Annotated in this window: 23 protein-coding genes and 1 pseudogene; 3 read left to right on the forward strand and 21 right to left on the reverse strand. The window is 64.6% G+C overall.

The annotated features are described in order from the left end of the window. Nucleotides 1–153: 153 nt before the first annotated feature. From ABNX08_RS29000 to ABNX08_RS29065, 14 genes and pseudogenes are all read right to left on the reverse strand, one after another. Nucleotides 154–1545 carry a dihydrolipoyl dehydrogenase gene (locus ABNX08_RS29000; RefSeq protein WP_041681826.1) on the reverse strand — a complete coding sequence of 464 codons (1392 nt, stop codon included), beginning with the start codon at nt 1543–1545 and terminating at the stop codon, nt 154–156. Between the two features lie 163 nt (nt 1546–1708). Further along, complete coding sequence (locus ABNX08_RS29005) at nt 1709–2440, reverse strand: glutathione peroxidase (RefSeq protein ID WP_022539163.1); 732 nt, start codon at nt 2438–2440, stop codon at nt 1709–1711. A gap of 53 nt (nt 2441–2493) precedes the next feature. Further along, nucleotides 2494–2724: a DUF2798 domain-containing protein gene (locus ABNX08_RS29010; RefSeq protein WP_349607831.1), complete on the reverse strand. Its 231-nt coding sequence runs from the start codon at nt 2722–2724 to the stop codon at nt 2494–2496. 96 nt (nt 2725–2820) lie between these two features. After that, nucleotides 2821–3546, reverse strand: a complete 726-nt coding sequence (locus ABNX08_RS29015) for a cysteine hydrolase (protein ID WP_022539164.1) — start codon at nt 3544–3546, stop codon at nt 2821–2823. A gap of 75 nt (nt 3547–3621) precedes the next feature. Beyond that, a complete protein-coding gene (locus tag ABNX08_RS29020; RefSeq protein WP_022539165.1) occupies nt 3622–4608 on the reverse strand; it encodes an alpha/beta fold hydrolase in 987 nt (328 codons plus the stop codon). A 115-nt stretch (nt 4609–4723) separates the two neighbouring features. Beyond that, nucleotides 4724–5314 carry a TetR/AcrR family transcriptional regulator gene (locus tag ABNX08_RS29025; RefSeq protein WP_022539166.1) on the reverse strand — a complete coding sequence of 197 codons (591 nt, stop codon included), beginning with the start codon at nt 5312–5314 and terminating at the stop codon, nt 4724–4726. A gap of 193 nt (nt 5315–5507) precedes the next feature. Continuing rightward, entirely contained in the window at nt 5508–6968 is a 1461-nt protein-coding gene (locus ABNX08_RS29030; RefSeq protein WP_022539167.1) for an aldehyde dehydrogenase family protein, read from the reverse strand. A 46-nt stretch (nt 6969–7014) separates the two neighbouring features. After that, nucleotides 7015–8019 (reverse strand): tripartite tricarboxylate transporter substrate binding protein, encoded by a 1005-nt coding sequence (locus tag ABNX08_RS29035; RefSeq protein ID WP_022539168.1) that lies wholly within the window; start codon nt 8017–8019, stop codon nt 7015–7017. Between the two features lie 48 nt (nt 8020–8067). Further along, nucleotides 8068–8799: a class II aldolase/adducin family protein gene (locus ABNX08_RS29040; RefSeq protein ID WP_022539169.1), complete on the reverse strand. Its 732-nt coding sequence runs from the start codon at nt 8797–8799 to the stop codon at nt 8068–8070. 10 nt (nt 8800–8809) lie between these two features. Beyond that, nucleotides 8810–9906: pseudogene (locus tag ABNX08_RS29045) on the reverse strand (porin). Between the two features lie 79 nt (nt 9907–9985). Next, on the reverse strand, nt 9986–11245 hold the full coding sequence (locus tag ABNX08_RS29050) for an MFS transporter (RefSeq protein WP_022539171.1): 1260 nt from the start codon (nt 11243–11245) through the stop codon (nt 9986–9988). A gap of 80 nt (nt 11246–11325) precedes the next feature. Beyond that, entirely contained in the window at nt 11326–12165 is an 840-nt protein-coding gene (locus tag ABNX08_RS29055) for a VOC family protein (protein ID WP_022539172.1), read from the reverse strand. 30 nt (nt 12166–12195) lie between these two features. Continuing rightward, nucleotides 12196–13863, reverse strand: a complete 1668-nt coding sequence (locus tag ABNX08_RS29060; protein WP_022539173.1) for a bifunctional 3-(3-hydroxy-phenyl)propionate/3-hydroxycinnamic acid hydroxylase — start codon at nt 13861–13863, stop codon at nt 12196–12198. Nucleotides 13864–13904: 41 nt separating this feature from the next. Further along, the gene (locus ABNX08_RS29065; RefSeq protein ID WP_022539174.1) at nt 13905–14753 is read right to left on the reverse strand and encodes a fumarylacetoacetate hydrolase family protein; all 849 of its coding nucleotides are present in this window, start codon (nt 14751–14753) and stop codon (nt 13905–13907) included. Between the two features lie 185 nt (nt 14754–14938). Here ABNX08_RS29065 and ABNX08_RS29070 point away from each other — a divergent pair, with 185 nt between their 5' ends. Further along, the gene (locus ABNX08_RS29070; RefSeq protein ID WP_022539175.1) at nt 14939–15673 is read left to right on the forward strand and encodes an IclR family transcriptional regulator; all 735 of its coding nucleotides are present in this window, start codon (nt 14939–14941) and stop codon (nt 15671–15673) included. A gap of 152 nt (nt 15674–15825) precedes the next feature. Here the strand turns inward: ABNX08_RS29070 and ABNX08_RS29075 are convergent, their stop codons facing one another. The 3 genes from ABNX08_RS29075 to ilvC all read right to left on the reverse strand — a co-directional run bounded on the left by ABNX08_RS29075 (nt 15826) and on the right by ilvC (nt 19575). Next, nucleotides 15826–16806, reverse strand: coding sequence for a PDR/VanB family oxidoreductase (locus tag ABNX08_RS29075; RefSeq protein WP_041682171.1), 981 nt, complete (start codon nt 16804–16806; stop codon nt 15826–15828). A gap of 80 nt (nt 16807–16886) precedes the next feature. Next, nucleotides 16887–18428: a Rieske 2Fe-2S domain-containing protein gene (locus tag ABNX08_RS29080; RefSeq protein WP_022539177.1), complete on the reverse strand. Its 1542-nt coding sequence runs from the start codon at nt 18426–18428 to the stop codon at nt 16887–16889. Nucleotides 18429–18558: 130 nt separating this feature from the next. Further along, nucleotides 18559–19575, reverse strand: coding sequence for a ketol-acid reductoisomerase (gene ilvC / locus ABNX08_RS29085; protein ID WP_022539178.1), 1017 nt, complete (start codon nt 19573–19575; stop codon nt 18559–18561). Between the two features lie 112 nt (nt 19576–19687). Here ilvC and ABNX08_RS29090 point away from each other — a divergent pair, with 112 nt between their 5' ends. Next, on the forward strand, nt 19688–20371 hold the full coding sequence (locus ABNX08_RS29090) for a GntR family transcriptional regulator (RefSeq protein ID WP_022539179.1): 684 nt from the start codon (nt 19688–19690) through the stop codon (nt 20369–20371). Nucleotides 20372–20403: 32 nt separating this feature from the next. On the opposite strand, the gene ABNX08_RS29095 is transcribed toward ABNX08_RS29090, so the two are convergent. Together ABNX08_RS29095 and ABNX08_RS29100 are read right to left on the reverse strand one after the other, a co-directional pair. Next, the gene (locus ABNX08_RS29095; protein WP_022539180.1) at nt 20404–21720 is read right to left on the reverse strand and encodes an MFS transporter; all 1317 of its coding nucleotides are present in this window, start codon (nt 21718–21720) and stop codon (nt 20404–20406) included. Nucleotides 21721–21832: 112 nt separating this feature from the next. After that, the gene (locus ABNX08_RS29100; RefSeq protein ID WP_022539181.1) at nt 21833–22675 is read right to left on the reverse strand and encodes a class II aldolase/adducin family protein; all 843 of its coding nucleotides are present in this window, start codon (nt 22673–22675) and stop codon (nt 21833–21835) included. Nucleotides 22676–22807: 132 nt separating this feature from the next. On the opposite strand from ABNX08_RS29100, the gene ABNX08_RS29105 reads away from it, so the two are divergent. Then, a complete protein-coding gene (locus tag ABNX08_RS29105) occupies nt 22808–23740 on the forward strand; it encodes a LysR substrate-binding domain-containing protein (RefSeq protein WP_022539182.1) in 933 nt (310 codons plus the stop codon). A 7-nt stretch (nt 23741–23747) separates the two neighbouring features. On the opposite strand, the gene ABNX08_RS29110 is transcribed toward ABNX08_RS29105, so the two are convergent. Continuing rightward, nucleotides 23748–25355 (reverse strand): rhodanese-related sulfurtransferase, encoded by a 1608-nt coding sequence (locus ABNX08_RS29110; RefSeq protein ID WP_022539183.1) that lies wholly within the window; start codon nt 25353–25355, stop codon nt 23748–23750. Continuing rightward, nucleotides 25352–25978, reverse strand: coding sequence for a cysteine dioxygenase (locus ABNX08_RS29115; protein ID WP_041681827.1), 627 nt, complete (start codon nt 25976–25978; stop codon nt 25352–25354). Before ABNX08_RS29115 ends, ABNX08_RS29110 begins: the two co-directional genes overlap by 4 nt. Between the last annotated feature and the right edge of the window lie 95 nt (nt 25979–26073).

Consider the following 26073-nt stretch of genomic DNA (forward strand, 5'->3'; position numbering starts at 1 on the left):
TTGTAACTTAACGATTACGATTGACAGAAAATCGTTACGTTCGTTCCCCGGGAGACTCAATAGAAAGTTTCCCTAAGACGTCGTTAGCTGCGCGGAGATCAGGCGGTTCTGCGCCGGTGTCAGACAGACCTGTCTTACAAACACGGCGCAGCCTCAGCCCCTCAGCTGTGCCGCCGCATCGCGCAGCGCCGTGCGCAGGCCCTCTTCCACCACCGGGTGGTAGAACGGCATCGCCAGCATCTGCCCAACGGTCAGGCCCTGCTGGTACGACCACGCCAGCAGGTGGGCGATGTTCTCGGCACGCGGGCCGGTCCATTCAGCCCCCAGGAAGCGCCCGCTGGCCTTGTCGGCATAGACGTGCATCAGGCCGCGGTTCTTCAGCATCACGCGGCTGCGGCCCTGGTCTTCGAATCTGACTCTGCCAGTGACGAAGTGGCCTTCGGCCAGGTCGGCATAACGCTGGCCGACCATGGCGATCTGTGGATCGGAGAACACCACCGCGAGCGGCGCCCGGCGCGCCAGCGGCTTCACCTGCGGATAGCTGGCGGCGTTCTCGCCGGCGGCCTTGCCCTCGTCCGCGGCCTCGTGCAGCAGCGGCAGGATGTTGTTGGCATCGCCGGCAATGAATACCGGGGCATTGCCGCACTGGAGCGTCTGCGCATCGAACAGTGGCACGCCGCGCTCGTCCAGTGCCAGGCCGGTGTTCTCCAGGCCCAGGCCGCGAACATTGGGCGCGCGGCCGGTGGCGGCGAGCGCGTAGTCGAAGCGCTCGGTCACGCTGCGGCATTCGCGGTCGAGATAGGACACCACCACCTGGTCGCCATCGCGCCCCATTTCGCTCACCCTGGCATGGGGGTCGAGGTAGAACTCGTCATTGAAGGTACTGGCCGCATAGGCGCGGATCACCGGATCGGTCAGCGGGCCCAGCGAGCCGCTGACGCCGAACACGCGCACCCGCACGCCCAGCCGCGACAGCGCCTGGCCCAGTTCCAGCCCGATCACGCCCGGGCCGAACACCACCACGCTGCCGGGCAGCTCTTCCCACGCGAACACGTCGTCATTGACGATCAGGCGGTCGCCGAAGGCCTTGAACGGCGCCGGCAGCGTCGGCGTGGAGCCGGTGGCAATGACCACGCGGCTGGCGCGCACGGTGATCTGGCCGTCCACTTCCAGCGTGGTGTTGTCGATAAAGCGGGCGTAGCCGCGGATGCGGTCCGCTTCCGGGATGTTCTCCACGCCGCGCACCACGAAGCCGACGAAGCGGTCGCGTTCGCTGCGCACGCGGGCCATCACCTCGCGGCCGTCGATGCGGACCTGGCCGTCGACATGCACGCCGAACGGCGCGGTGTGGCGCAGCTCGTGCGCGGCCTCGGCGGCGGCGATCAGCAGCTTGGACGGCATGCAGCCCACGCGGGCGCAGGTGGTCCCGTACGGGCCGCCTTCGATGATCACGGCGCGCTTGCCGGCGGCAATCGCGGCGCGGTAGGCGGCAAGGCCGGCGGTGCCCGCGCCGATCACGGCGACGTCGGTCTGGATGGTAGTCATGGCGTACGGTTCCTCTGTTTTTATGGTGTCAAAGCGGCTGCCAATCAGCGGGCTGGATGGCACCGCCATGTCCCTCGCGCACGAAGCGGAGGGCAAGGCGGTGCCATCGGGTCCGGCAACTGCCGGATCCGCGCGGTGCGGAATTCGACGGGGATCGGGTGACTTACCTGGCCAGGTACTGCTGCAGCGCCTCGGCGCCGCCGACCAGCTTGCCGTTGATGAAGACCTGCGGTGCCGTCATCTCGCCCGACACGGCGCCCAGCACCTTGCCGCGCACCTTGTTGTCCAGCGGCACGTCGATGTAGTCGTAGCCGTTGTCGTCCAGCAGTTGCTTGGCCTTGGCGCAGAACGAGCAGCCGACCTTGGAGAACACCACCACCTGGTCAGGCTTGCGCGCATCCGGGGCGATATGGGCCAGCATGGTGTCGGCGTCGGACACCTTGAACGGGTCGCCCGGCTCTTCCGGCTCGATGAACATCTTCTGCACCACGCCGTCCTTGACCAGCATGGAATAGCGCCAGCTGCGCTTGCCGAAGCCCAGGTCAGCCTTGTCCACCAGCATGCCCATGCCTTCGGTGAATTCACCGTTGCCGTCGGGGATCATGGTGATGTTTTCGGATTCCTGGTCCTTGGCCCACTCGTTCATCACGAAGGTGTCGTTGACCGACACGCACAGGATGTCGTCGACACCGTTTTTGGCGAACACCGGTGCCAGTTCGTTGTAGCGCGGCAGGTGGGTGGACGAGCACGTCGGCGTGAAGGCGCCCGGCAGCGAGAACACGACCACGGTCTTGCCGCTGAACAGCTCGCCGGTGGTGATGGTCTTCCACTCGTTGTCTTCACGCACGCGGAAAGCGACATTGGGAACGCGTTGGCCTACACGGGATTGCAGCATCAGATCACTCCTTGGTTGTACTTTGATATCCCATTCTTTATGAAACCGTGATGTTAAGAATTGATTGTCATTCGCTCCACCATACGTCGAATCAACGGAGCCGCCAACAAAACAACCGGTAACATGGTCAGCCAGGAAATGCTCCAGGACCTTAGCCATTGCTGAAAGAACAAGCCTTTTTCTGCAAATGGAATGCTTGCGATGGCGGCAGCGATGGCACAGGTTAATCCGGCCTGGATAACGCCATAGACGAAATGGCTGTAGCGTGAAGGCATCTTAAGCATTAGGGTCATCCCTCTACCTTTTAACCAGACATTGATGTGCCCGCTGCCCCATGGCCGCGCCAGGAGAAGTCGCCTCTTGGCGCATGGGGTCAGGGATTACGCCGCTGCGCGAACACTTCCTACCAGCCGCCGCACAGTTTCGTCGGTATCCCAGAGCGCGTTTGCGATAAAGCGGAAGTTGACCAGCGCCGCGTGATATCCGTCGCCTTCCGGCACCTTCGGACCTGCCACCGCGTCGCGTACGACCGCAACCTCGAAACCCTGCTCCAGCAGATCCCGCAGATGGGACTCGACGCACAGGTTGGCGGCCATGCCAGCAAGGATCACCTGATCGACGCGCTGCTTGCGCAACTGCAAAACGAGGTCATTGGCTTGTGGGCCGTACAGCTTGTGCGTCGAGCAGACAATGGTTTTTCCATCTTCGATGTACTGCTTGAACTCGGGCATGAAATCTGCCCCCGAACCCCGGAAGCCGTCCAGCGTCAGCGCACCAGGTCGGTCAAACATGCCCAAGGCATGCTGAAATTTCTCGGCGGGGCCGTGCACTTTCCATGTGTGGTCATGGGGATAGTAATAGTGGGGAGAGATGGCGACGGTGATGCCCGCCTGCTTCGCAGCCTGGAACAGGCGGATAAGGTTGGGCACCATATTCTGCTCCGTCACGCTTTCGCCGACGACCTCCCAGCTACGCCCTTCGGGACTCATGAAGTCGATCTGCGGGTCGATGACCACCAGCGCCGTCCGCGGGAGGTCCAGTGTCAGATCGCTCTTCGGCAAAGCCGGTTCAACGGGATCTGCATAGCTATTGTGGTGGTTGCTCATGGGAATTACCTCTCAGGTTTCGTTGGTTCGCTGCCGGCACCGAAAAACGATGTCCGGCATCGAGCCGACGGGATTTCAACTACGAATGAACGCCAACAGATCGGCGTTGAATTTTTCCTTGCGCGTATCGGTCAGTCCGTGCGGCGCACCGGGATAGACAATCAGCCTGGAGTTTTTGATCAGCTTTGCCGAAGCACGTCCGGCAGCATCGATAGGAACAATCTGGTCATCGTCACCGTGGATAATGAGAGCAGGCACGTCGATCTTCTTGAGGTCCTCGGTAAAATCGGTTTCCGAGAACGCCTTGATCGAGTCATAAGTGTTCTTGTGCCCGCCCTGCATGCCTTGGGCCCACCATGCGTCGATCAGCCCCTGCGAAGGCTTTGCGCCGGGACGGTTGAAGCCATAGAACGGGCCGGCCGGCACATCCCTGTAGAACTGGGAACGATTGGCGAGCTGCGCGGCGCGCAGGCCATCGAAGACTTCAATTGGCAAGCCAAGCGGGTTGGCGGGCGTCTTGAGCATCAAAGGCGGCACTGCTGAAACCAGCACGACTTTGGAGACGCGTCGCGTACCGTGCCGGCCGAGATACCGAGCCACCTCGCCCCCGCCCGTGGAGAAACCCACGAGTACGGCATCGCGCAGGTCAAGAGTGTTGAACACAGCGGCCAAATCGTCGGCATAGGTGTTCATCTCGTTGCCATTCCAGGGCTGGCTTGAACGGCCGTGGCCACGACGATCATGTGCGACGGCACGATACCCTTCCGACGCAACCAACATCATTTGAGATTCCCAGCTGTCCGAACTGAGCGGCCAACCATGACAGAAGACGATGGGGCGACCAGCGCCCCAGTCCTTGTAATAGAGCTGCGTGCCGTCCTTTGTCGCGATGTAGCTTCCTGAGGCCGTGCCGCCTGCCTTTGCGTGATGCGCCTCCCTTGCTGACGGAGCGGCCATTGCCGGGCTCGGCAAGCTAGCCGCGGCAAGCGAGCCGGCTGCGGCAGCGCTGCCGAGCAACAAGTCACGCCGCGACACACCCTTGGTGTGATTATTTGAAGACATTGGTAGTACTCCTGTCTCGACCGCACTCGGCGGCATTGGATGGTCTTTCAAGACTTCGGCCAATTTACCCAAATAAATAGCCGACCAGTCGTCTATATAACAAAGCAAAAAAAATTCAATACAACAACCGCTTCAGAGTGAGGTGCAGAAAACGTCGGCAAGCATCGCCGTTGCGCTCGACCTTGCTACGCAGAACCGCCCCCTCGAAAGCCTCGACAATAACGGCCGCGAGCTGATGGCAATCCGTATCCGCAGAAAGCTCCTGGCGCAACTTCGCCTCATCCAAGCACGCGACAATCATGCCCTCCCAGCGCTTCATGATGCCCTCCAGGGCGCTGCGGACGTGACTGGAAGTATTTGACAATTCAAGGGAGAGGTTACCCACAAGACACCCCAGCCTGAATTCCTGTGCTGCATGGTCCTCCACCAGCCAATCAAACAGTCTTTCAATACGCGTGAGAGGCGGGACTCGAGCGTCATACATCACTTTTCCGTGGCGACTCTCGATAGACTCCCAATAGGCCTCCACCACCTCGGCGGCGAAAACTTCCTTACTATCGAAATAGCTGTAAAAGGATCCTTTCGGAACATTCGCGGCAGCCACAATGTCTTGCACGCCGCACGCATTGAAGCCCAGCTCGTGAATAACGCGACCCCCTTCGCTAAGGAGTCGGTTACGGACCTCGGGATTGGCTGGTCTTGGCATATCGAGTCGGTTGACAATCTACCAGCCGAATATAGATGACTGGTTTGTTATTGTCAAGCGACCCTAGTTGAAGCAACCGTACGCCAGCAAACACCGCTCTCCTCGACCTGCCAGCGGCCGTCGAGCAGAATCCAGAGATCGTCATCTGGATCCTTGCCGTCCGGGCTACGGTCAACCCCACCCTGATTGCACCTCAGGTACCAAGGAAATTCACCGCCTTGGTTTCCGTGTAGCTCAGCATCTCCTCGATGCCTTCCTCCCGCCCCACGCCTGAGTTCTTGTAACCACCGAAAGGAACACCCTTGAAGTGCGTACCCACGCCGTTGACCCAGATGTACCCGGCATCCAGGCGACGTACCGCCTGCATGGCCGTTCGCAGGTCGCGAGTCCATACGGACGCGGTGAGACCGTACTCGACGCCATTTGCCATCGTGATTGCCTGCTCCGCGTCGGACCATCGCATGATCGACAGGATGGGGCCGAAAACCTCTTCCTGAGCGATGCGCATATCGGGGGTGACGTCCGCGAATACGGTCGGCTCTACCCAGTAGCCGCGCGTGTATGCGCTACCGGCCGGGCGTTTGCCCCCGCACACAAGCCGCGCGCCATCCTGCATCGCCACTTCGATGTAGCCCAGCACCTTTTCGTGCTGGGCCTTCGAGTTGATCGGCCCCATGCTGCTGTCCGGCGAACGCGGATCACCGATGCGAATCTCTTTCACGCGCTCCACAACTCCCTCGACGAAGCGCTCGTAGAGGCTGTCGTGTACCAGCAGCCGGCTCGTGGAGCCGCATGACTGCCCCTGCCAGAGAAAATTCATGCCACATACGGCCGCGTCAACGGCGCCATCCACATCGGCATCCGGATACACGATCAACGGGTTCTTGCCACCGAGTTCGAGCGAGATGTGCTTCACGCAAACCTCGGCCGCGCTGCGCTGGATCTGCCGGGCGGTCTGGGGCGAGCCGATGAATGCAATGCGCTTGATATCCCGATGACGGGCGATGGCGTCCCCGGCGCCCCGGCCGGTGCCGGTCACGATGTTCATCACGCCGCGTGGAAATACGTCACGCGCGATCTCGGACAGCATCGTCGCCGACAGTGAGCTGGTTTCTGGCGGCTTCACAATGACCGCATTACCTGCCATCAGCGCTGCCGCAGTGCGCGCGGTCGCGAACATGATCGGATGATTGAACGGCACAATGCGTCCGACAATGCCGTAGGGTTCGCGCAGCGTGACGTGCAGGTTGTCGGGCGTGGTGGCAGGAATTGACTCCCCCTTGAGTTCGTAGCCGAGCCCGGCATAGTAGTTCAGCCCCCACGACGCGGCATTCACATCGCCCCGCAACGCGGCCATCGTGTTGCCGGTATCGGCGACCTCGACGTCGAGCAACGCTTGCGCCGAAGCCTGGATCCTGCGTGCATACTCGCGCAGGCATTCGGCCCGTCCCTCGATGCCAAGTGCATGCCAGGCCGGATAGGCTGCCTTTGCCGCCCATGCTGCACGGTCAACATCGGCAGCGTCGGCAGCCGGCACGAGGCCAATCACGTCCTCGGTCGCAGGATTGACACTCTCGATCCATTGCCCGCTTGCGGCTTCGGTCAGTTCGCCGTCGATGAGCATGGCGCGCTTGTTGTCAGGTCCGAGTTTCATTGCTTTGTCTCCAGGTAGATTGCGATGTCATGAGCGGCTGGCGGCATCATTCGATATGGATGCCATTGCGCTTGATGAACGAGGCCCACTGCTCGCGCTCTTTCTTGATCGACACCCGGAAGGTTTCCGGTGTGTCGAACACCGGCACCAACGCGTTAGCCTCGAGTGCGCGCGCCAGCTCAGGTGTCCTCATGGCGGCGTTAATCTCCTCGCTCATTTTCTTCAGGATCGGGGCAGGCACGCCGGCAGGCGCGAACACGCTGAACGACGTCCAGACGTCGATGTGGGCTGGACCGGGTTCGGCCAGGGAGAGCACGTCGGGCAACAACCTGGTCTTCTGATTGACAGCCAGGGGCTTGAGCTTTCCGGCTTTGATATAGGACTGCACGGAACTCAAGTCCGTGAACATAAACTGCAGTCGACCACTGAGCAGATCCTGATACGCCGGGCCCACGCCCTTGTATGGCACGTGCAGGAAGCGGGCTCCCGTGGCCTCCTCGATCATGCGAACGCTGAGGTAGGGCGGACTAGCCTCCCCTGCCGAGCCATACGGAATCTGGTTCGGCCGTTGCTTGCCCAGCCTGACAAGATCATTAAAACTGTTGATCCCCGCCGACGGATTTGTGACAAGCACCATCGGCGCCAGCACGCCACGGGCCACGGGCGCCAGATCCTTGTCCACGTCGAACGGCAACTTGCGATATAGCGCAGGGCTGATGGCGACGGATGCATTCGCTGTCACCAGGAACGTATAGCCGTCCGCAGGCGAACGGGCGACTACCTGGGTACCGATATGTCCACTGGCTCCCGGGCGGTTGTCGACGACAAACGACTGCTTCATCGATCTGGACAACTGCGTTGCGACAAGGCGCGCATAGACATCGGTACCGCCGCCCGGTGCCGAGGGCACGATGAGCTTGACGGGGCGAGACGGCCAGGTTTCCTGCCCCAGAACCGGCGATGCGAACGAGGCTGCCCCGAACAGGAATAGCGCGCTGTATGCCAGCGCCATGCGGCGCGGCCCCGATACGGTGGTTGATAACGAATTCATGTCTTGTGTCTCCTGATAGTCGGGGATCCGGTTGACGTGCTGATGTCGTCACGCATTCGATGGCTCCCGGAAAACCGCCGTGGCCTGTCGCGCGGCGCGGCGCCATAGATCCCACGCTCGGCCAATCTGGCTGTCGTTGGCACGCTCCGCGGCCAGGGCCTCGGCCACCGTGAGGTAGCGGATCTCGCCGCCAAGGCGTACCGAATCCAGTACGAGACGGGCATTGACCTGGGCATACACGGCGCAATAGACGGCCTTTTCAAGCGAGTCAGCCGCAACCGTGACACCGTGCCCGCGCATCAGCACGACCGTGGCGTCGCCCATCCTTGCAGCGAGTGCATCACCAAGGCGGTTGTCACGGATCAGCATGTCAGAGCCATCGCCCGCTGCCTCGGCGATGTCGAACACCGGAGCGCCCCGCGCAAGAAAGCCGCTCATATGGCAAATCGGTCGCAAGGTGGCGCCTCGTACCACACCAAATGGAATCAGTGCCGGCGCGTGGCTGTGCACCACGGCCCTGATTTCCGGCCGCGCGCGATAGAGTGCAGCGTGGATATAGCGCTCGAGAAACACCTTGTGGCCGTGCGCTTCGATGGGCTCGCCATCGAGACCGAAGGTGAGAATGTCATCGGGGCCGGCCTGCGCGGGAGCCATGCTGCGCGACATCAGGAAGCGGTCACCGTCCGGATGACGGGCGCTCACATGCCCGAACGCGTCAAGTACGCCTTCATGGAACAGGATATGGCCGGCGTCGGCCAGGTTCTCGACAAGAGTTTCCATGGGTACCCCCTCAGAAAATATGCTTCACGCCAACCATCGCGCCGAATTGATTGCCGCCCGGGGCAGCGTTGGCACCGGCTGCACCGGAACTGACCGACAGCGCAAGGTTGCCTCGGTTATCCAGGAAGCCGGCAGTGCCGTCGATCGAGGTCCGCTTGCTGAATGTATAGGTCGTGCGCGCTGCGTAGAGCCACGCCTTGTTGGCGCTGTCGTGAAAGCGCAGGTAGAACGCCTCGGCGTCGACACTGAGCGCTGGCGTCAGTGCGTAGGAGGCGCCGAGGAACCACATATCGCTCCGGGGCGTGGTACTTCCGTCGTTGTCGCGCCGCAGCCAACCGCCGCCAACCTTGCCCTTGCCGATATTTGCATAGCCGTTGACGGTCAGGCGATCATCCTTGAGGCCGCTGTTGGTCAGCCCGCCGAATGCCCCGGTGCCGCCGCGGATCGAGTCGTAGGCTGCACTTGCTCCCCAAGTAGAAGTGTCGTACTTCAGCAATACGGACCATTCCCGGCACGACGGTGGTCGGCCGGGTTCTCCCCGGCGCAGTTGGTGCCCGAAGGCCCGGGGCCCGCGTTGACGGTGTCGCGGCCGAAGCTGTACGTGCCACCGACCGTCAGCGGGCCGAACGCGCCTTTGTAAGAGACTGCGTTGTCGGTGCGCGCGCTCGGCAGGTAGCTGTCGAGCGAGGAGGAGCCGAACGTGTTGGGACCAAGCATGTCTGGTTCCAGCATCGACCAGAACAGCATGGTGTACTGCCGCCCGAATGCCACCTGGCCCCAATTCCCGGACAGCCCGACCCATGCTTGCCTGCCGAATAGCCGGCCACCCTGGTTGGACGCGCCCGTGTCGGGGGCGAAGCCGGATTCCAGCACGAACTGGCTCTTGAGTCCTCCACCGAGATCCTCCGTGCCGCGTAGACCCCAGCGTGAAGGCACCGTGCCGGCCAGGCCAGGCATGCGAACCAGGTTGTCCTTGCTGGTGCCCACGTTGGACACGAACTCGATGCCCGTATCGACGACCCCATAGATGGTGACGGATTGGGCATGGGCGTGACCCATCCCGGCCACGCAAGCGCAAAGCGCCGCGGCCATTGCTGACTGCTTCATTGTGTCTCCTCTGACTTTCTTGTCTTGTAGGAATGGCGCTACCGAGGGCTCCGATTGGCGTCGACCGCAGCCGCGGCAATCAACGCCGGCACGATGCCCGCCATGAAAATGTCTCCGGCGCCCCAGTTCCAGCCAAGCAGCACGCCGCCCAGGACGGGCCGCTGATGGACCCGATGCGGCCGATGCCGACCGCGCAGCCGATACCGGTGGCACGCATCCGGGTGGGATAGATCTCGGCGGCCAGCGCGTTGAAGCCCGCCTGCGCGCCCTGCACCGCTGCGCCGATCGCAAAGCTGACCGCAACCACCAGTGCATGGTCGTGCGGCCAGGCCGCAAGCACCAGCGCCAGCGCGGCGTAGGTGAGCAATTCGCAGAGGAGAACTCGACGCGCGCCAAACCGGTTCATCAAGGCGCCCTGCACCACCGAACTCAGCACCCCACCGACGCTGAACGCCGTGATTGCCGCAATGCCGACCGACGTGGGGTGATGCGCGCTGATCAGCACGGCTGGCATCCAGCTCACGATGAAGTACAGCACCACGAGGTTGAGGAAATACGGAATCCACAGCAGGATGGTGCCGGTGGCACGACCCTCGGTGAAAAGCAGCCGGATCGGCACGCCGGCCGTGGTGGGATCGGCGGACCGATAGGCTTCGTTTGCGCGCAGATCGGGCGCAATGCGGCGCATGATCTCCGACAGCCTGGCCATGTCGTGGCCTCGGGCAATCAGGAACCGAGCCGATTCCGGCATGATCCATGCAATCAGCAATGCAACGGCCAGCGGTAGCACACCGCCCACGATAAATACCGACTGCCAGCCGAACCGTGGCAGCAAAGCAGCAGACACGGCGCCGCCAAGCACGGCGCCCAGCGGCATGCCGCACATCAGCGTGGTAACGGTGGTCCGCGCGTAGCGCTGCGGCGCATACTCGGAGGCCAGCGCAATGGCGTTGGGCAGCGCGCCACCAAGGCCCACGCCGGTGAGCAGCCGCAGCACGAACAATTGCTCCAGTGACGCCGCGTAGGCCGTAGCCAGGGACAGGCTGCCGAACAGCACGCAGGAGAACACGATCATCGTCTTGCGGCCGTAGCGGTCGGCCAATGGTCCGAGTACCACGGCGCCCAGCAGCATGCCAATCAGCCCGGCACCGAACGTCGGGCCGAAGGACGTGAGCGGAACGCCGAGACTGGCGGCAATCGATGGCGCCAGCATGCCGATGGTCTGGGTATCAAAACCGTCGAGGATCGCGACAAGGATGCACAGGCCGATGGCAAGGCATTGGAACCGCCCGAGCGGGCGGGCATCGATGACTTCGTGGACCAACAGGGGCGCAATCATGGCGTTGTCTCCGATATCGGGGAGGATTCCCCCTCTTTTTATGGATGGGTAAGATCGGCGCCGGCCGGCGCCGGTCCTGATCAGGTGCGAATCCAGCCTCGCCCCCAGGAGTTGAGCGTGTACTCCTCATGCGGCCAGACGCCGGGGGCCTGATCCGCCGCAACACGCTCCAGCTCCGCGGACAACTCGACGCGATTGCCGTCGGGGTCCGTCACCATGAAGAAAAGGTTGTTACCCGGACCGTGTCGACCAGGACCAAAGAAGATGCCTCGCCGCACACGTGCAAAGCGGTCTCCCCAATCCCGGATATCGTTCCAGCAACTGGTCTCGTAGCAATGGTGGTCCCAGACATTGCGGGATCCCTGGAAGAACGCCAGCGAGTGGTGCTCGTCGTCAGAGCGCAAGAAGCATGTGGCGACTGTCCCCTCATCCGCCACAACTTCGTCGGAGATCGTGAAGCCGATGCGTTCCACGTAGAAATCGACGACAGTCTTGAGCTCCGTGGTCTGGAACACGGTGTGCTGCAGCCGGGCCGCCAATCGGTCCGGCTGGCGGCCGGAGCGTGGCACGCCAAACAGCAGCCTGCGCCCCTGCGGGTCTGTCACCGTGAATGCCCCCGGGGCAAAGAAGATCTCACCTTCCGGGCCTGAGTCGCAAACCAGCTCAGCCAGACGATCGCGCAGTTGCGCCAGCTCTTCCGGCGAGCGCGCGGCATAGGCTGCCATGGCCAACCCGCCGCTCTCACCTTGATGGATCACTACAGCGCGTTCACCACCGGCGAGGGCGATCAGTCTTTCTGGGGCCGACACCGGCTGCAGCTCGAACAACTCCTGGTAGAACGCGGCGAGTGCGTCTGGTGCGCTGCTGCAGAGATGAAGGTGGTGGAGCCGGAGCGGCGTCGTAGTTTGTAGTGTGGTCATGATGAACCTTGCTTGTCTGTTGGCCCGGAATCAGCGTGTCAAAGCCGCGCGCCCGTTGGCGACTGCCTCATTCGCGGCGCTGGCGTTTGACATGTCGATGCCGATGCGCCGGCCAAATGCCGTGGACAACGCATCAGCATCGTGGTGCGCGAACACACCGGCCACATATCTGTCCGGACGAACCACGACCACTTTTCCGGCCAGCCCCCTCAGTGCCTGGGGCATGGCCGCCGGTGCCAGCTCGACCGGCACATAGCCGCGTTCAGTCGCGAGGCGCACCGTCTCCGGCGCCAGTGCCGGCAGCAGCACGACGCGGCGCGTTTCCAGCCTGCGCCACAGGGCGCGGGCGAGTCCGGTGGTATCTACCAGTGCCTCGGCGCCGATGGCGATGTGAGCAAAGCCATGACCGGTGACCTCATCGAGCGGCAGTAGCTTGCCCTCGACGGTGCGCACACTCGGCTGCGGCAACATGGTGCCGACAAGTCCGACGGTGTCGGTTTCGCTCATTTCCAGCAAGCCGTTGTGGAAGCGCGGCTTTGGCTTGAACTTCATTTGCAGGAAATAGTCGCGTACGGGCGGCATCAGCGCGGTCGCGCGGAAGAACGTGGAGAAGGCCCAGGCTGCCAGGCGGCTGCGCGGCGCCATCACAATGCCCAGGTTCAGTGCCAGGCGAATCAGCGCCCATGCATGGTCGCGGCGCTCGGCTTCATAAGACTCCAGAGCGGCCGGCGCCAGCTTGTTGTGCAGCACGGCCGCGAGCTTCCAACCCAGATTGTGTGCATCGCGTACACCGCTGTTCATGCCCTGGCCTGCATACGGTGGAGTCAGGTGCGCCGCATCGCCGGCAAGGAATATGCGCCCTACGCGCCAGCGATCGGCAACGCGGGCATGGAACGTGTAGACCGTCTTGCGCACGATATGCGCAGGGCGATCCGCGCGGAACGGGCGCAGCAGTTCGGCAATGCGCTCTGGCCGCAGAATCTCTTCGTCGGTCTCGCTCTGCTTCAGCAGGAATTCAAACCTGCGTGTCTGATGGGGACCGGGTACTTCGACGGTGGGGCGTGCGGGATCGCAGTACGCCCGGGTCTGCCAGAACGTGTCGTCGTCGCTTTCGGTATCGACGACCAGCCAGCGCGCGTTGAACGACGACCCGACCAGCGTCGCACCGATGGACTGACGCACGAAGCTGCGGCCGCCATCGGTGCCGACCACATAGGCGGCGTTGATCTGGACCTGCCCGTCGGCGCACTGCACGATGGCACGCGCGCCATCGTCATCCTGCGACAGGGATTCGAGCGTATGGCCGAACAGCACGCGCACCGAGGGGTGGCGCTTCAGTCCATCGCGCAGCGTCGCTTCGAAGAGTGGCTGGCGAAATGCGTTTCGCCGCGGAAATCCGTACTCGCTGGCAGTGGGTTCAACCTTGGCGAAGCAGTGGCCGCCGGGGCGCGTCAGGTAGTGCACGCCGTAGCCGGGCACCACGTCTTGCAACACGGCGTCGACCAGGCCGATCGCCTGCATGGTGCGCAGCGATTCGTCATCGATGGATACCGCGCGTGGTTCAGCCACGGTGCTTGCCTTGCGGTCGATCAGGATGGTGTCGATGCCTTGCTGCCCCAGGATGTTGGCCAGTGTCAGGCCTGTCGGGCCGGCGCCAACCACCAGCACGGCGGTCGCAAGCGAAGGGGAATGGGTCATGGGTGTCTCCTTATCCGGCGCTCGATGGCGCCGGCCTGCCGTCACTCGTCCTGGATACCGTTGCACAGGACGCCGATGCCGGAGATTTCCACTTCGACCGTATCGCCCGCACGCATCCAGAGCGGCGGATTGCGGAACGCCCCCACGCCGCCGGTGGTGCCGGTGATGATCACGTCGCCGGGACGCAGTTCAGTAAAGGTGGAGCAGTAGGCGATGACGTCGCCCACGCTGAAGATGAGATCGTCGGTGCGTGCCTGCTGCACGACCTCACCGTTCAGGCGCGTAGTCAGCGTCAGCTTCGATGGATCAGGAATCTCATCAGTGGTCACCAGCCACGGGCCAAATGCCCCCGTTTGCGGGAAGTTCTTGCCAGGCGTGAACTGGATGGTGTGCTTCTGCCAGTCGCGCACGCTGCCGTCGTTGTAGCAGGAATAGCCCGCCACGTAGCCCAGCGCGTCGGCGGCACGGACGTGGCGTGCAGTCTTGCCGATGATGACGGCCAGCTCGCCCTCGAAATCGAGCTTTTCCGATACACGCGGACGAAGGATCGGTTTGCCGTGCGCCACCTGCGAGTCGGCAAAGCGGGTGAAGAACATCGGGTACTGCGGCATGTCGCGGCCGGTTTCGCGAACGTGCGATGCGTAATTGATGCCAACGCAAAGGATCTTCTCCGGATCGGGAATCACGGGCAGGAGTTCGACCTCGGCAAGAGCCAGCGATGGCTGGCTGCCAGCCACGATTTCGGCGATGCGCGGCAGGGCGCCATTCGCGAGGGCTTCGCGCAGGCTGGCACCGACGGACTCGATGTGTGGCGTAAGGTCGACAATCTTGTCGCCGATCACGGCACCAAAGGCGTGGTGGCCGGCATGAAGGAAGCTGGTGAGTTTCATCTGATACTCCTGGGTCCAAAGGCAATGTCAGGCTGGGTCGCAGCCGCCTGGTTGACTGCATTATTCGCAAAATACGCGAATAATGCAGTCAATGTTTACCATTAGACGCAGTTGGCGGGATTCTTGCATGCATCCAGACGCGCTTGGTGTTATGCTCGCGGAATTGGACTACGGAGCAATGGAGAATGGCCACGGACCGCGCACTTGGTGTGCTGAGCCTGTTTTCGCTGGACAAACCGGTGTGGACGGCCGAGGACGTGGCCGCGCAGCTTGAGGTGTCGATCAGCAGCGCTTACCGCTACCTGTCGAATCTGATGGACATGGGACTAGTCGCGACTGCTGGTGCAGGCCGCTATGTCCTGGGGCCCGCCATTATTCAACTCGACCGCCAGATCCAGCTGACCGACCCCATGCTGCGGCAGGCGCGCCCGATCATGGAGGAGTTGATCGTTTATGCGCCGCCGGGATCGGTGATGCTGTTGTGCCGCGCATTTGGAGACTCTGTGCTGTGCGTGCATCAGGTGCTCAACCAAGGGCCGCAAGCCGTGGTGAGCTATGAGCGCGGCCGACCAATGATCATGTTTCGCGGCGCCACATCGCGGATCATCCTTGCGTACCAGCAGACGCGGACACTGCAAGCGATCTACAGCAAGCATGCGGAGGAGATTCGCGCGGCGGGCCTGGGCGAGGACTGGACGACATTCCGTCAGACCCTGAGCCGCCTGCGCAAGGCGGGCCATGCCGTCTCACATGGAGAGATCGACCCTGGTCGCGTGGGGATCGCCGCCCCCATCCTTAACGAAGACGGGCGTCCAGTCGGGAGCCTTAGCTACGTTGTGGCGGAATCGGAAGTGGACGCACGCGGTATCAGTCGCCTTGTGCACCTGCTTGTGCCGGCCGCGGCGGAGATTCGTGCGTGATTCCAGGTAATGGTGTTCGGGTCCGTCGCTCACGCGGAAGAAAAGGCGACGCCAGACCCGAGTTCGAGCGGATGCTGGCTTACGGCAACGGCTTCGCACGCGGTGTGGTCCAGCATCCGATCATCGCGCATGGTTTTCTCCCTCCTGCCAGTTCAAAGATCCAGCACCAGCCGCTCGCTGCGTGCGCGCGACACGCACGGCGTCAGGCACGACTGCCGTTCTGCCTCATCGAGGATGTAATCATGGTGGTCCACCTCGCCACTCAGGTAACGCACCTTGCAAGTCCCGCAAAGCCCTGACTGGCACGACGTCTCGAGCGCCACGCCCGCGGCCTGCAGCGCCTCGGCCAGGTTCTGGGCTGCGCCAACGCTGACTTCCTGGCCGGTGCTGGCGATCTGCGCGATAAAGCCTCCGGCGTCCGCAACGCCGCCCGCGCTCGCCGGCGCAGCCGGCGCCTTGAAGTGCTCGCAATGGACCGTACCGGCCGGCCAGTGCGCCGAGGCCTCGCCGCAGGCCTTCATGAACCCACCCGGACCACAGTAGTAGAGGTGCGTGTCGGCCGCCGGCCGCGCCAGCATGCCGGCGATATCCAGCCCGTTGGCCGGATTGCCGCCGTCGAAGTGATAGTGGACATGGCCGCCCAGCGTCGACAACTCGTCCGGGAAGGCGGCACACTCCGGCGCCTTGGCACAGTAATGCAGTTCAAAATCGGCGCCCGCCGCCCGCAGGCTGTGCGCCATCGCCTTGAGCGGCGTCACGCCGATGCCGCCCGCCAGCAGGACCACCTTACGCGCCCCGCCCACCAACGCAAAGTGATTCCGCGGCGCGCTGACCGCGACACGGTCGCGCACGCGGATGCGTTCATGCACCGTGCGCGAGCCGCCGCGCCCGCCCTCGTCGCGCAGCACGGCGATGACATAGCGGTGGCGCTCGGCCGGATCATTGCACAGCGAGTATTGCCGCACCAGCCCGGGCGCGACATGCACGTCGATATGCGCGCCCGCCGTGAACGGCGGCAGCGGCCGCCCGTCGGGCTCGACCAGTTCATAGGCATTGATGCCGGCGGCTTCGGCGCGGATTTGCCGGACCAGCAGTTCCATCGGGCCGGCGCCGTGTTCAGTGGTGGTGCTCATTTCGGATTCCTTGACTGCAAGCATCGGCGCGGACGGCGGCGCGCATGGCAGCGCCGCCCGCTCCATTCAGGCGAACCGCGTCAGGCGCGGAAGCTCTGTTCCAGCGCCTCGAACCTGGCGCGGACAAAGTCGGCGCGCTCGTCGCCCTTCAGGCCATCGGACTCCGCCAGGATGGCCACCACCTCGCGCGCCACGCGGCGGCGGTTGGCCACTTCCTGTTCGACCGTCCCGGCTTCCGGGATCTCGAACACGTTGCCGGAGCAGAAGCTGTTGGGCTCGCCGCTGGCCGCGCGCAGCCAGTCGGCAAACCCGCGCGCCTCGGATGACGGGTTGGTGCCGCGCACCGCGTCGCGCAGCATCTTGCGGAAGGCAAAGAGGCCGGCATCGAACTTGGTCGGGTTTTCCAGCGCATGCACGGCGATCGGGCGCTGGCTGATGATGGCCTCGTAGTCGCCCGGCGCGTATTGCGCGGCCTTGTAGTCGTGCCGCTCGCGGTGGTTCGACGGGATCGGCGGCAGGTCCTCCAGCTTGTACTGGCCGAACCGTTCCGGACGGCGCATGGCCACCTGCCCTTCCAGGAAGTCGATGGTTTCATAGCCGACCAGGCTCTTGTCGCCCACGCCACGCGTGTCGATGCCGGGGCCCATCACGCGCCAGCCGATCATCTTGCTGTTCTCGTCGTCCACCGGCACGGTCCAGCGGATGATGTGGAAGCGGCTGAACAGCTTTTTCTTCGAGCCGTCCTCCGAGGTGTAGGCATGCAGGCTCAGGTTCGGCAGCACCTGGTGCTGCACGCGCAGGAACAGCTTGTCCTTGTCGACGCGGCGCGCGCCGGCGCACGCCAGCCCGCGGCCCTGGTGCACAGGGATGAACTGCATGTCGGGCGCGACCTCCATCGACGCGGCGCCCACTTCATCGAAGGTGGTGCCCTGGTAGTTGCCGCCCACGACATTCTTTGCCGCATGCAGCGCGGTCGGGTGGAAGTTGTCGGCGGCATTGTCCTGGACCTGGAGCCAGTTGCAGTGCTGGAAGTTGCTGTACGGCACCAGTTCGTCGCCCGGCAGCACCGTGAAGTCCGACTCCCACTCCGGGAAGGGCGGCTCTTCGTCGGGCGGGCCCATGTAGGCGAACACCAGCCCATTGCGCTCGAACGCCTTGTACGCACCCTGCCGGATCGAGCAGGCGTATTTCTCGGCTTCCTTCTCCTCGCCCTTGGGGAAGGGCACATGCAGGCAGGCGCCGTCCACGTCGAACACCATGCCGTGGTAGCAGCACTTGATGCCGCGCTCCTGGATCGCCCCATATTCGAGCGATGCGCCGCGATGGCAGCAATGCGCATGCAGCACACCCACGCGGCCGCTGCCGTCGCGGAAGGCGACCAGCTCTTCGCCGAGGATCTTCATGAAGCGCGGGGTGTCGGTCAGTTCCAGCGACATGCACACCGGGTGCCAGAAGCGGCGCATGTATTCGCCCATCGGCGTGCCGGGGCCGGTTTCAGTCAGTTCGGGGTCGTGGGCGGGCACGCGGTTGGCGTAGTACCCGCCGAAGGGGATCAGTTTCTTGACGACGGCGTTGCCGCCGGCGGTGCGGGGCGATTCGAGCTTGTCGGATGTCTGGGTCATGACTTGTCTCCTGCGAGGATGGGGGATGCCGGTTTCATTACCGGCTACCGAATTCTGAACTCTGTATACAGAGATTAGGCGCGGAAAGCGGCGATGTAAGTAAAGGTTTACCCGATTCTTGCTCGCCTCCTCAGTTGCGTTCGCGGTCGACCAGCGCGCCCTGCCCGATCCACGGCATCATGGCGCGCAGGCGGGCGCCAACGGTTTCGATCGGATGCGCGGCGGTCAGCCGCCGGCGCGACTGCAGCGTCGGTGCGCCCGCCTGGCTTTCCAGGATGAACTGCCGGGCATAGTCGCCGGACTGTATCCCTTGCAGCACCTCGCGCATCGCGGCGCGGGTCTGGTCGGTGACGATGAGCGGCCCCGTCAGGTACTCGCCGAACTCGGCGTTGTTGGAAATGCCGTAGTTCATGGTGCCGATGCCGCCCTCGTAGATCAGGTCGACGATCAGCTTCAGCTCGTGCAGGCATTCGAAGTACGCCATTTCCGGCGCGTAGCCCGCTTCCACCAGGGTATCGAAGCCGGCCTTGATCAGTTCGACGGTGCCGCCGCACAGCACGGCCTGCTCGCCGAACAGGTCGGTCTCGGTCTCTTCGCCGAAATCGGTCTCGATCACGCCGGAACGTCCGCAGCCGATGGCCGATGCGTAGGCCAGCGCGATATCGCCCGCCATGCCCGACCGGTCCTGCGCCACCGCGACCAGTGCCGGCACGCCGCCGCCCTGCGCGTAAGTCGAACGCACCGTATGCCCCGGCGCCTTCGGCGCGATCATGATCACGTCGAGGTCCTCGCGCGGCACCACCTGTCCGTAGTGGATATTGAAGCCGTGGGCGAAGGCCAGCACCGCGCCGGCACGCATCACCGGCGCCACCGACTCGCGGTAGACCTGGCCGATGGTCTCGTCCGGGATCAGCAGCATGACGATGTCCGCCTGCGCCGCCGCCTCCGCCATCGTCGCCACCTGCAGTCCCGCGGCGGCGGCCTTGCGCCATGAGTCGCCGCCTTCGCGCAGACCCACCACTACATCGATGCCGCTGTCCCTGAGGTTCAGCGCGTGGGCATGCCCCTGTGAGCCGTAGCCGATCACCGCCACCTTGCGCGCGCGGATCAGCGCGAGGTCAGCGTCCTTGTCGTAATACACGTGCATAGTCATTCACTCCTTTTCGTACTCTGTAAAACGGCTCTCACCCCGGGTGGCTTTGCATTGACGGGCGCCGAGCGCCGCGTGTAGTCTGAATACAAAGTGCAGAAAGCCGACCATGACACCCACTCTTCCCAAGATCCAGGCCCGCCCCGACTACGTCGACGAGGTGTACAAGATGCTGCTCGACGCCATCAGCGACGGCACCCTGGCCCCCGGCACGCGCCTGACGCAGGAGGAAATCGCGGACCAGATGCAGGTCTCGCGCTCGCCGGTGCTGCAGGCGCTGCGGCTGCTGAAGAAAGACGGCTTCGTGCAGGACGCGCCCGGCCGCGGCGTGCTGGTGACCCCGCTGGATGCGGCCTCGATTGGCCACCTCTACGAGGTCCGCGGCGCGCTGGACGCGCTCGCCGCACGCTTGGCCGCGGCGCGGCGCTACCAGGTCGATCCGGCACTGATCGCGCAGGGCCGCCGCGCCTCGCGCGGCAAGGACGTGAAGGCGATGATGGATGCCGACATGGCCTTTCACCACGCCATCTACGAGGCCGCCGGCAACCCGCTGCTGGCGCGCAGCGCGGAGCTGTACTGGGTCCACCTGCGCCGCGCCATGGGCGCCGTGCTGCAATCGTCGGCGGCGCAGCGTGAGACGATCTGGGACGAGCACGAGGCGATTGCCGAGGCCATCGCCGCCGGCGACGCTGCGCGCGCCGCCGAGCTGACCGACCTGCACACCACCCGCGCGCGCGAGAACCTGACCCGCCGCCTCGGTGAGTTCCTGGGCGAGACGCGCCAGATCGCCTGAGCGCGCCCTGAGGTTGCAGCGGCAGCCCATCGTCAGTCCTTGCGCGCGCCGCTGTTGACCAGCCGCGCCGGCACCGTGAACACCAGCATCCCGCCGATCACCAGGCTCGCCGCCAGCACCAGCACGCCGTTGCCGGTAGTGCCCGTGCTCGACTGCACCCAGCCGATCAGGTAGGGACTGATCACGCCCGAGATGCTGCCGACCGAATTGGCCAGCGCGATGCCGGCTGCGGCGGCCGCACCGCCCAGGATCGCCGGCGGCAGGGTCCAGAACTGCGAGATGGTGGTCATGATGCCCATGGTGCCGATGGTCAGCGCCAGCATTGCCAGCGCCGTGTTGCTGGCATAGGCCACGCTCAGGCAAAGGCCCAGTGCTCCCAGCACACCCGGCACGGCCAGGTGCCAGCGCCGCTCCCCTCGCGCATCGGAGCGCTGGCCTACCAGGATCATCGACACCGTGGCCGCGGCATACGGAATCGCCGATAGCAACCCGATGTCGAGCGGATCGGAAACGCCGCTGGCCTTGACGATGGTCGGCAGCCAGAAGCTGACGCCATACAACCCCATGGTGAAGAAGAAATAGATCACGCTGAGCAGCAGGATGCGCGGGTTGGTCAGGCCGTCGCGCACGGAATGCAGCGCATGGCCGCGGTTCTCCGCTGCGAGGTTGGTCTCGATCATGGTGCGTTGCTGGGCAGTCAGCCACTTGGCGTCGGCCACCTTGTCGTCCAGGTAGAAGTACGCGATCACGCCCACCAGCACCGTCGGAATGCCTTCCAGCAAGAACAGCCACTGCCACCCCGCCCAGCCGTGCACGCCGTGCATCGCGCTCATGATCCAGCCCGACAGCGGCCCGCCGACCACGCCCGACATCGGGATGCCGGTGAGGAACAGCGCCGTCACCTTGCTGCGCCGCGACGCCGGAAACCAGTACGTCAGGTACAGCAGGATCGCCGGGATAAAGCCAGCCTCGGCCACGCCCAGCAGGAAACGCATGATGTAGAAGCTGGTCGGCGTGCTCACGAACAGCATGGCGGCGGAGATCAGGCCCCACGTCACCATGATGCGGGCGATCCAGCGGCGCGCGCCGACCTTCAGCAGGATCAGGTTGCTGGGCACTTCGAACAGCAGGTAGCCGACGAAGAAGATGCCGGCGCCCAGGCCATAGACGGCGTCGCTCAGGCCAAGGTCCTGCATCATCTGCAGCTTGGCGTAGCCCACGTTGATGCGGTCAAGGTAGGCGCACAGGTAGCACAGGAACAGGAACGGCAGTAGCCGCCACATGACCCGGGTATAGGTTTCCGATTCGGTGGCGGCAAACGGCGCCGCGGTTGCGCTGGGGGATTGCATGGGTGTCTCCTGGGGGCGTCATCGCTGTCGTTGCGAGATCGTTGCGGTGGGCTGCATCGGCGGCCGCCGTGCCACTGCGCGTGGCGGCCGCGACAGGCGGGCGTGCGCCCGCTCAGTCGAACATGTCAGGCTGGGTGGCGGCGAGGTGGTCCCAGATCGGCTGGAAGTGCAGCCAGCCGATGTAGTCGCTGCCGACGTGCTCGCGGCTGTAGCGCGCGCGATCCGGCGAAACCAGGCGCGGGGTGATGCCGGTCGCCTCCACCATCAGCTGCTGCTTGCAGCAGCGCTCCAGTGCCATGAACCAGAACGCGGCCGACTCGATGCTGTGCCGGCTCGCGGTCAGCAGGCCGTGGTTCTGGTGGATCGCCGCCTTGACGCCTTTGAACGCGTTGGCGACCTTGTGGCCGCCTTTGACTTCGACCGCGACCTTGCCGGCCTCGTCGCCGATCACTACGTGGTCTTCGAAGAAGGCGGCCGCGTCCTGCGTGATCGGCTCGATCGGCTTGCCCAGCGCTGCGAACGCGGTGCCATATTCCGTGTGTGCGTGGCACATGGCGACGATGTCCTGGTGCATCTCATGCACGGCGGCATGCAGCACGAAGCCGGCGCGGTTGATCGCATGACGGCCTTCCACCACCTTGCCTTCGTGATCGGCGCAGATCAGGTTCGACACCTTCACCTGCGCAAAATGGACCGCCATCGGGTTGGTCCAGTACAGCTCCGGATGCTCCGGGTCGCGCACCGTCAGGTGGCCGGCGAAGCCGTAGTCATAGCCTTCCAGCGCAAAGGCGCGGCATGCCGCCACCAGCCGCTCCTTGCAGTACTGGCGCTCCTCGGCGAACGAGGAGAATTTCGGGATCGACGGGAAGATCAGGCCACGCTGTTCGGGCTGATAGATGGAAACGCGTTCCTCATCGTTGAACACCTGCGGGGTGCGTTCGAGTACTGCCGCCATGATTTGCTCCTTGTTGGGATCGAATGGAAAACTGCGTGGAGGCATAGTCGCGCCGCGCCGATGCGTTGACAAACGATGGGTGTTCATGGAAGCATGAACCACATTCATGAATTACAACGGCGGGGCAATCCCATGAGGCGTGTACCGAACTTCGTGCTGCTGCGCGCGTTTGAGGCGGCGGCCAGGCTGGAGAGCTTTACGCTGGCGGCGAACGAGCTGCACCTGACGCAATCGGCGATCAGCCACCAGGTGCGCGAGCTGGAGGATTACTTCGGCCGCAAGCTGTTCGTGCGGCGCAACCGGCGGGTCGAGCCGACGCCGGAAGGACAGCGCCTGCTGGAAAGCCTGTCGCGCGTGTTCGACGTGATCGAGGCCGCGTGCAACGAGGTCGTGCTGGCACCACAGGCGCAGGTGCTGGCCGTCTACAGCGCACCCAGCTTTGCGGTGAAGTGGCTGGGGCCGCGGCTGCCGGCCTTCATGCAGCAGCATCCCGACATCACCATCCGCTTGTCCTCGGGGGCCGAGCCGATCGACATGACGCTGGCGCGCGAGATCGACCTGGCCATCACCTACGGCACGGCGCAGGCGCGCGCGGGCGTGATCGTGACGCCGCTGGGCAAGGAGCGGATCCTGCCGTTGTGTTCGCCGCGCCTGCTCGATAGCGATGCGCCCGCGCGCGAGCAGATGCAGGCGCTGCCGCTGATCGATTCCCAACTGAGCAGGGTGACGTGGCCGGACTGGTTCGATGCCAACGGCATGGTGTGCCCGACGCGCCCGCGCGCGTCATTCGACCGTGGCGCGCTGGCGATTTCTGCCGCCGTGGACGGCATGGGCGTGGCACTGGAGAGCATCCGCCTGGCCGAGCGCGACCTGGCGCGCGGCGACCTGGTGCCGGTGGGCGAAAGCGAGTTCCGCCCGGTCGCGCGGGAAACGCACTTCCTCTGCTACCGGCAGAATGAAGCGCACCTGCCCAAGGTGGCAACCTTCGTCACCTGGCTGTGCGCGGAGCTTGGCCTCGATCCGGGCCAGGGAGTGGGCGGCGCCGGGACGCGCCGCCCGAAGTGAGATCGCCCTACGCCACCCGGAAGCCGTGCGTGCCGTCGCGCTCCAGTTGCGCGATCAGGCCGAACTCCCAGTCGAGATAGCCCTGCATCGCCTCACGCGGGCTGTCGGTGCCCTCATAAGGCCGGCGGTAGCGGTCGGTGCGTTCCGACGCCAGCCGCGTTTCGCCGCTCTCCAGCGGCAGGCCCGCGGCGATCCACGACTGCGTGCCGCCTTTCAGCACCAAGACCTCCGCATCGGTCAGGCGCCGCAGGTCGGCGGCCGCGAAGCGTGCCAGCAGACTGGAGCCGCAGGTCAGCACATAGCGGCGCGGCTGCGGGATGCGCGGCAACGCCTCAGCCAGCTGCGCGCGAATGACGAAGTACGCCCCGGGAATATGGCGCTTGACGTAGTTGGCGCTCGCGGTGAAGTCGAGCACGGCGGTGCTGCCATCCTTCGCATCGATCCATGCAGCCAGTTCCGCGGGCGTCACCGATGGCACCGGCGCTGAAGCAGGCACCGGCGCGGCGACCGCGCCCGTCTCGCTGCGCGCCGCGGCGTCCACCGGCTCCACGACCCAGACGTCCCATCCCATCTGCGCCAGCCACGACCCGGTCATATTGGCGCGCACGTCATCGTCGTCGGCCAGCACGATGCGCGCGCCGCGCACCGGGGCGTTGTGGTCGGTTTCCTGCACCAGCTGGCCGCCCGGCGCGTTGACGAAGCCTGGCAGGTGGCCCTCGGCGAATTCCTCGGGCGTGCGCACATCGAAGCGGTACAGCGTGCGGCCTGCTTGCTGCAGCGAGTCAAGCTCGCCCAGCGCGATGCGGCGCACGCCGGCGCGGTCCGCGATCTCGCGCGCGCCGCGGCGGGCGCTGTCACGGTTGGCGTCGCTGACTGCGGCGGGCGCACGGCGGCCGGCGCCGTGGTCCAGTTGCTGCCCGGCCAGGGTCCAGCCGATGGTGCCGTTGCGCAGCGCGGCGACCGGGTTGGGGATGCCGGCATTGACCAGCGACTGCGTGCCGATGATGCTGCGCGTGCGCCCGGCACAATTGACGATCACCCGCGTGCGCGGATCGGGCGCCAGCTCGCGCACGCGCAGCACCAGCTCGGCGCCCGGCACGCTGGTGGCGGTGGGGATGCTCATGGTCTGGTATTCGTCGAAGCGGCGCGCGTCGACGATCACCACGTCGGCCTTGCTGTCGATCAGCGCTTGCACTTCCTCGGCCGCCAGCGACGGCGTATGGCGCTTGGCCTCCACCACCTCGCCGAACGACTTGCTGGGCACGTTGACGTCGCGGAAAACCTCACCACCGCCAGCGATCCATGCGCGCAGCCCGCCTTCGAGCACATGCACGCGCGTATAGCCCAGCTCGCGCAGCACGGCTGCCGCGCGCGGCGCCAGGTCTTCGCCGGCGTATTCGCCGTAGACGACGACCAGCGTGTCGCGGCGCGGGATGCGCGACCTTGCTTCAAGCTCAAGCTTCGACAGCGGGAAATTGGCCGCCCACAGCGGATGTTCCTGCGCGAAGGGGTCCTCCTCGCGCACGTCGATCAGCGCGATCTCCTCGCCGTCGAGCAGGGCCTTGCGCACGTCCTCGCGCGAATAAGTCGGAAAGTCAGCGTTGTTGTTGGTCATGACTGGGCAAGTTCGCGGGAGCGGTCCCACAGGTTGGGCAGGGTCTGGTTGGAATAGCCGGAGACAAAAGGCTTGCGCGTGCCGTCCTCGGCATAGACCGAGCGGCGTACCGCGCCGATATTGCCGCCGTAGACGTGGATGCTGACCGAGACGCGGTCGTCATGAACGTTGTTGACGCGATGGATATCGCCGACCGTGGGCGAAACGGCTTCTACCTGGCCGGGCAGCAAGCGTACCGCGTCGCCCTGCGGCACGGGCCTGCCGGCGGCATCGAGCACAAACGGTTGCGAGTCCTCGGCACCGCGCAGCATGCCGATCAGCCCCCACACGGTGTGATCATGGATCGGCGTGCGCTGCCCCGGACCCCAGACAAAGCTGACGACGGAGAAGCGTTCGGCGGAATCGCAATGCAGCAGGTGCTGCTGGTAGTACTCGGGATGCGGCTGGGCCCAGGTGTCGGGCAGCCAGTCGTCGCGCGCCACCAGCTTTGCCAGCAGCGCCCCGCCCTCGCGCAGGATGCGGGGCTCGTCGGGATGCTGGTCGAGCAGCGCGGACAACGCGGTGACGAAGTCGCGCAGCGGCGCCAGTGCATTTGGCGCATCGGGGTTGATGGAATTGCCCATGGGAATCACTCCGGAGTGTCTCTTTCTGGTTTGCCGGCGCGCCGGGCGCCGGCCGCGCGGCCCTCTGCGGGGCGCTGGTCCTGCAAACATAGCAC

The organism is Cupriavidus sp. DF5525, from assembly GCF_040149425.2.
GTDB lineage: Bacteria > Pseudomonadota > Gammaproteobacteria > Burkholderiales > Burkholderiaceae > Cupriavidus > Cupriavidus pickettii_A.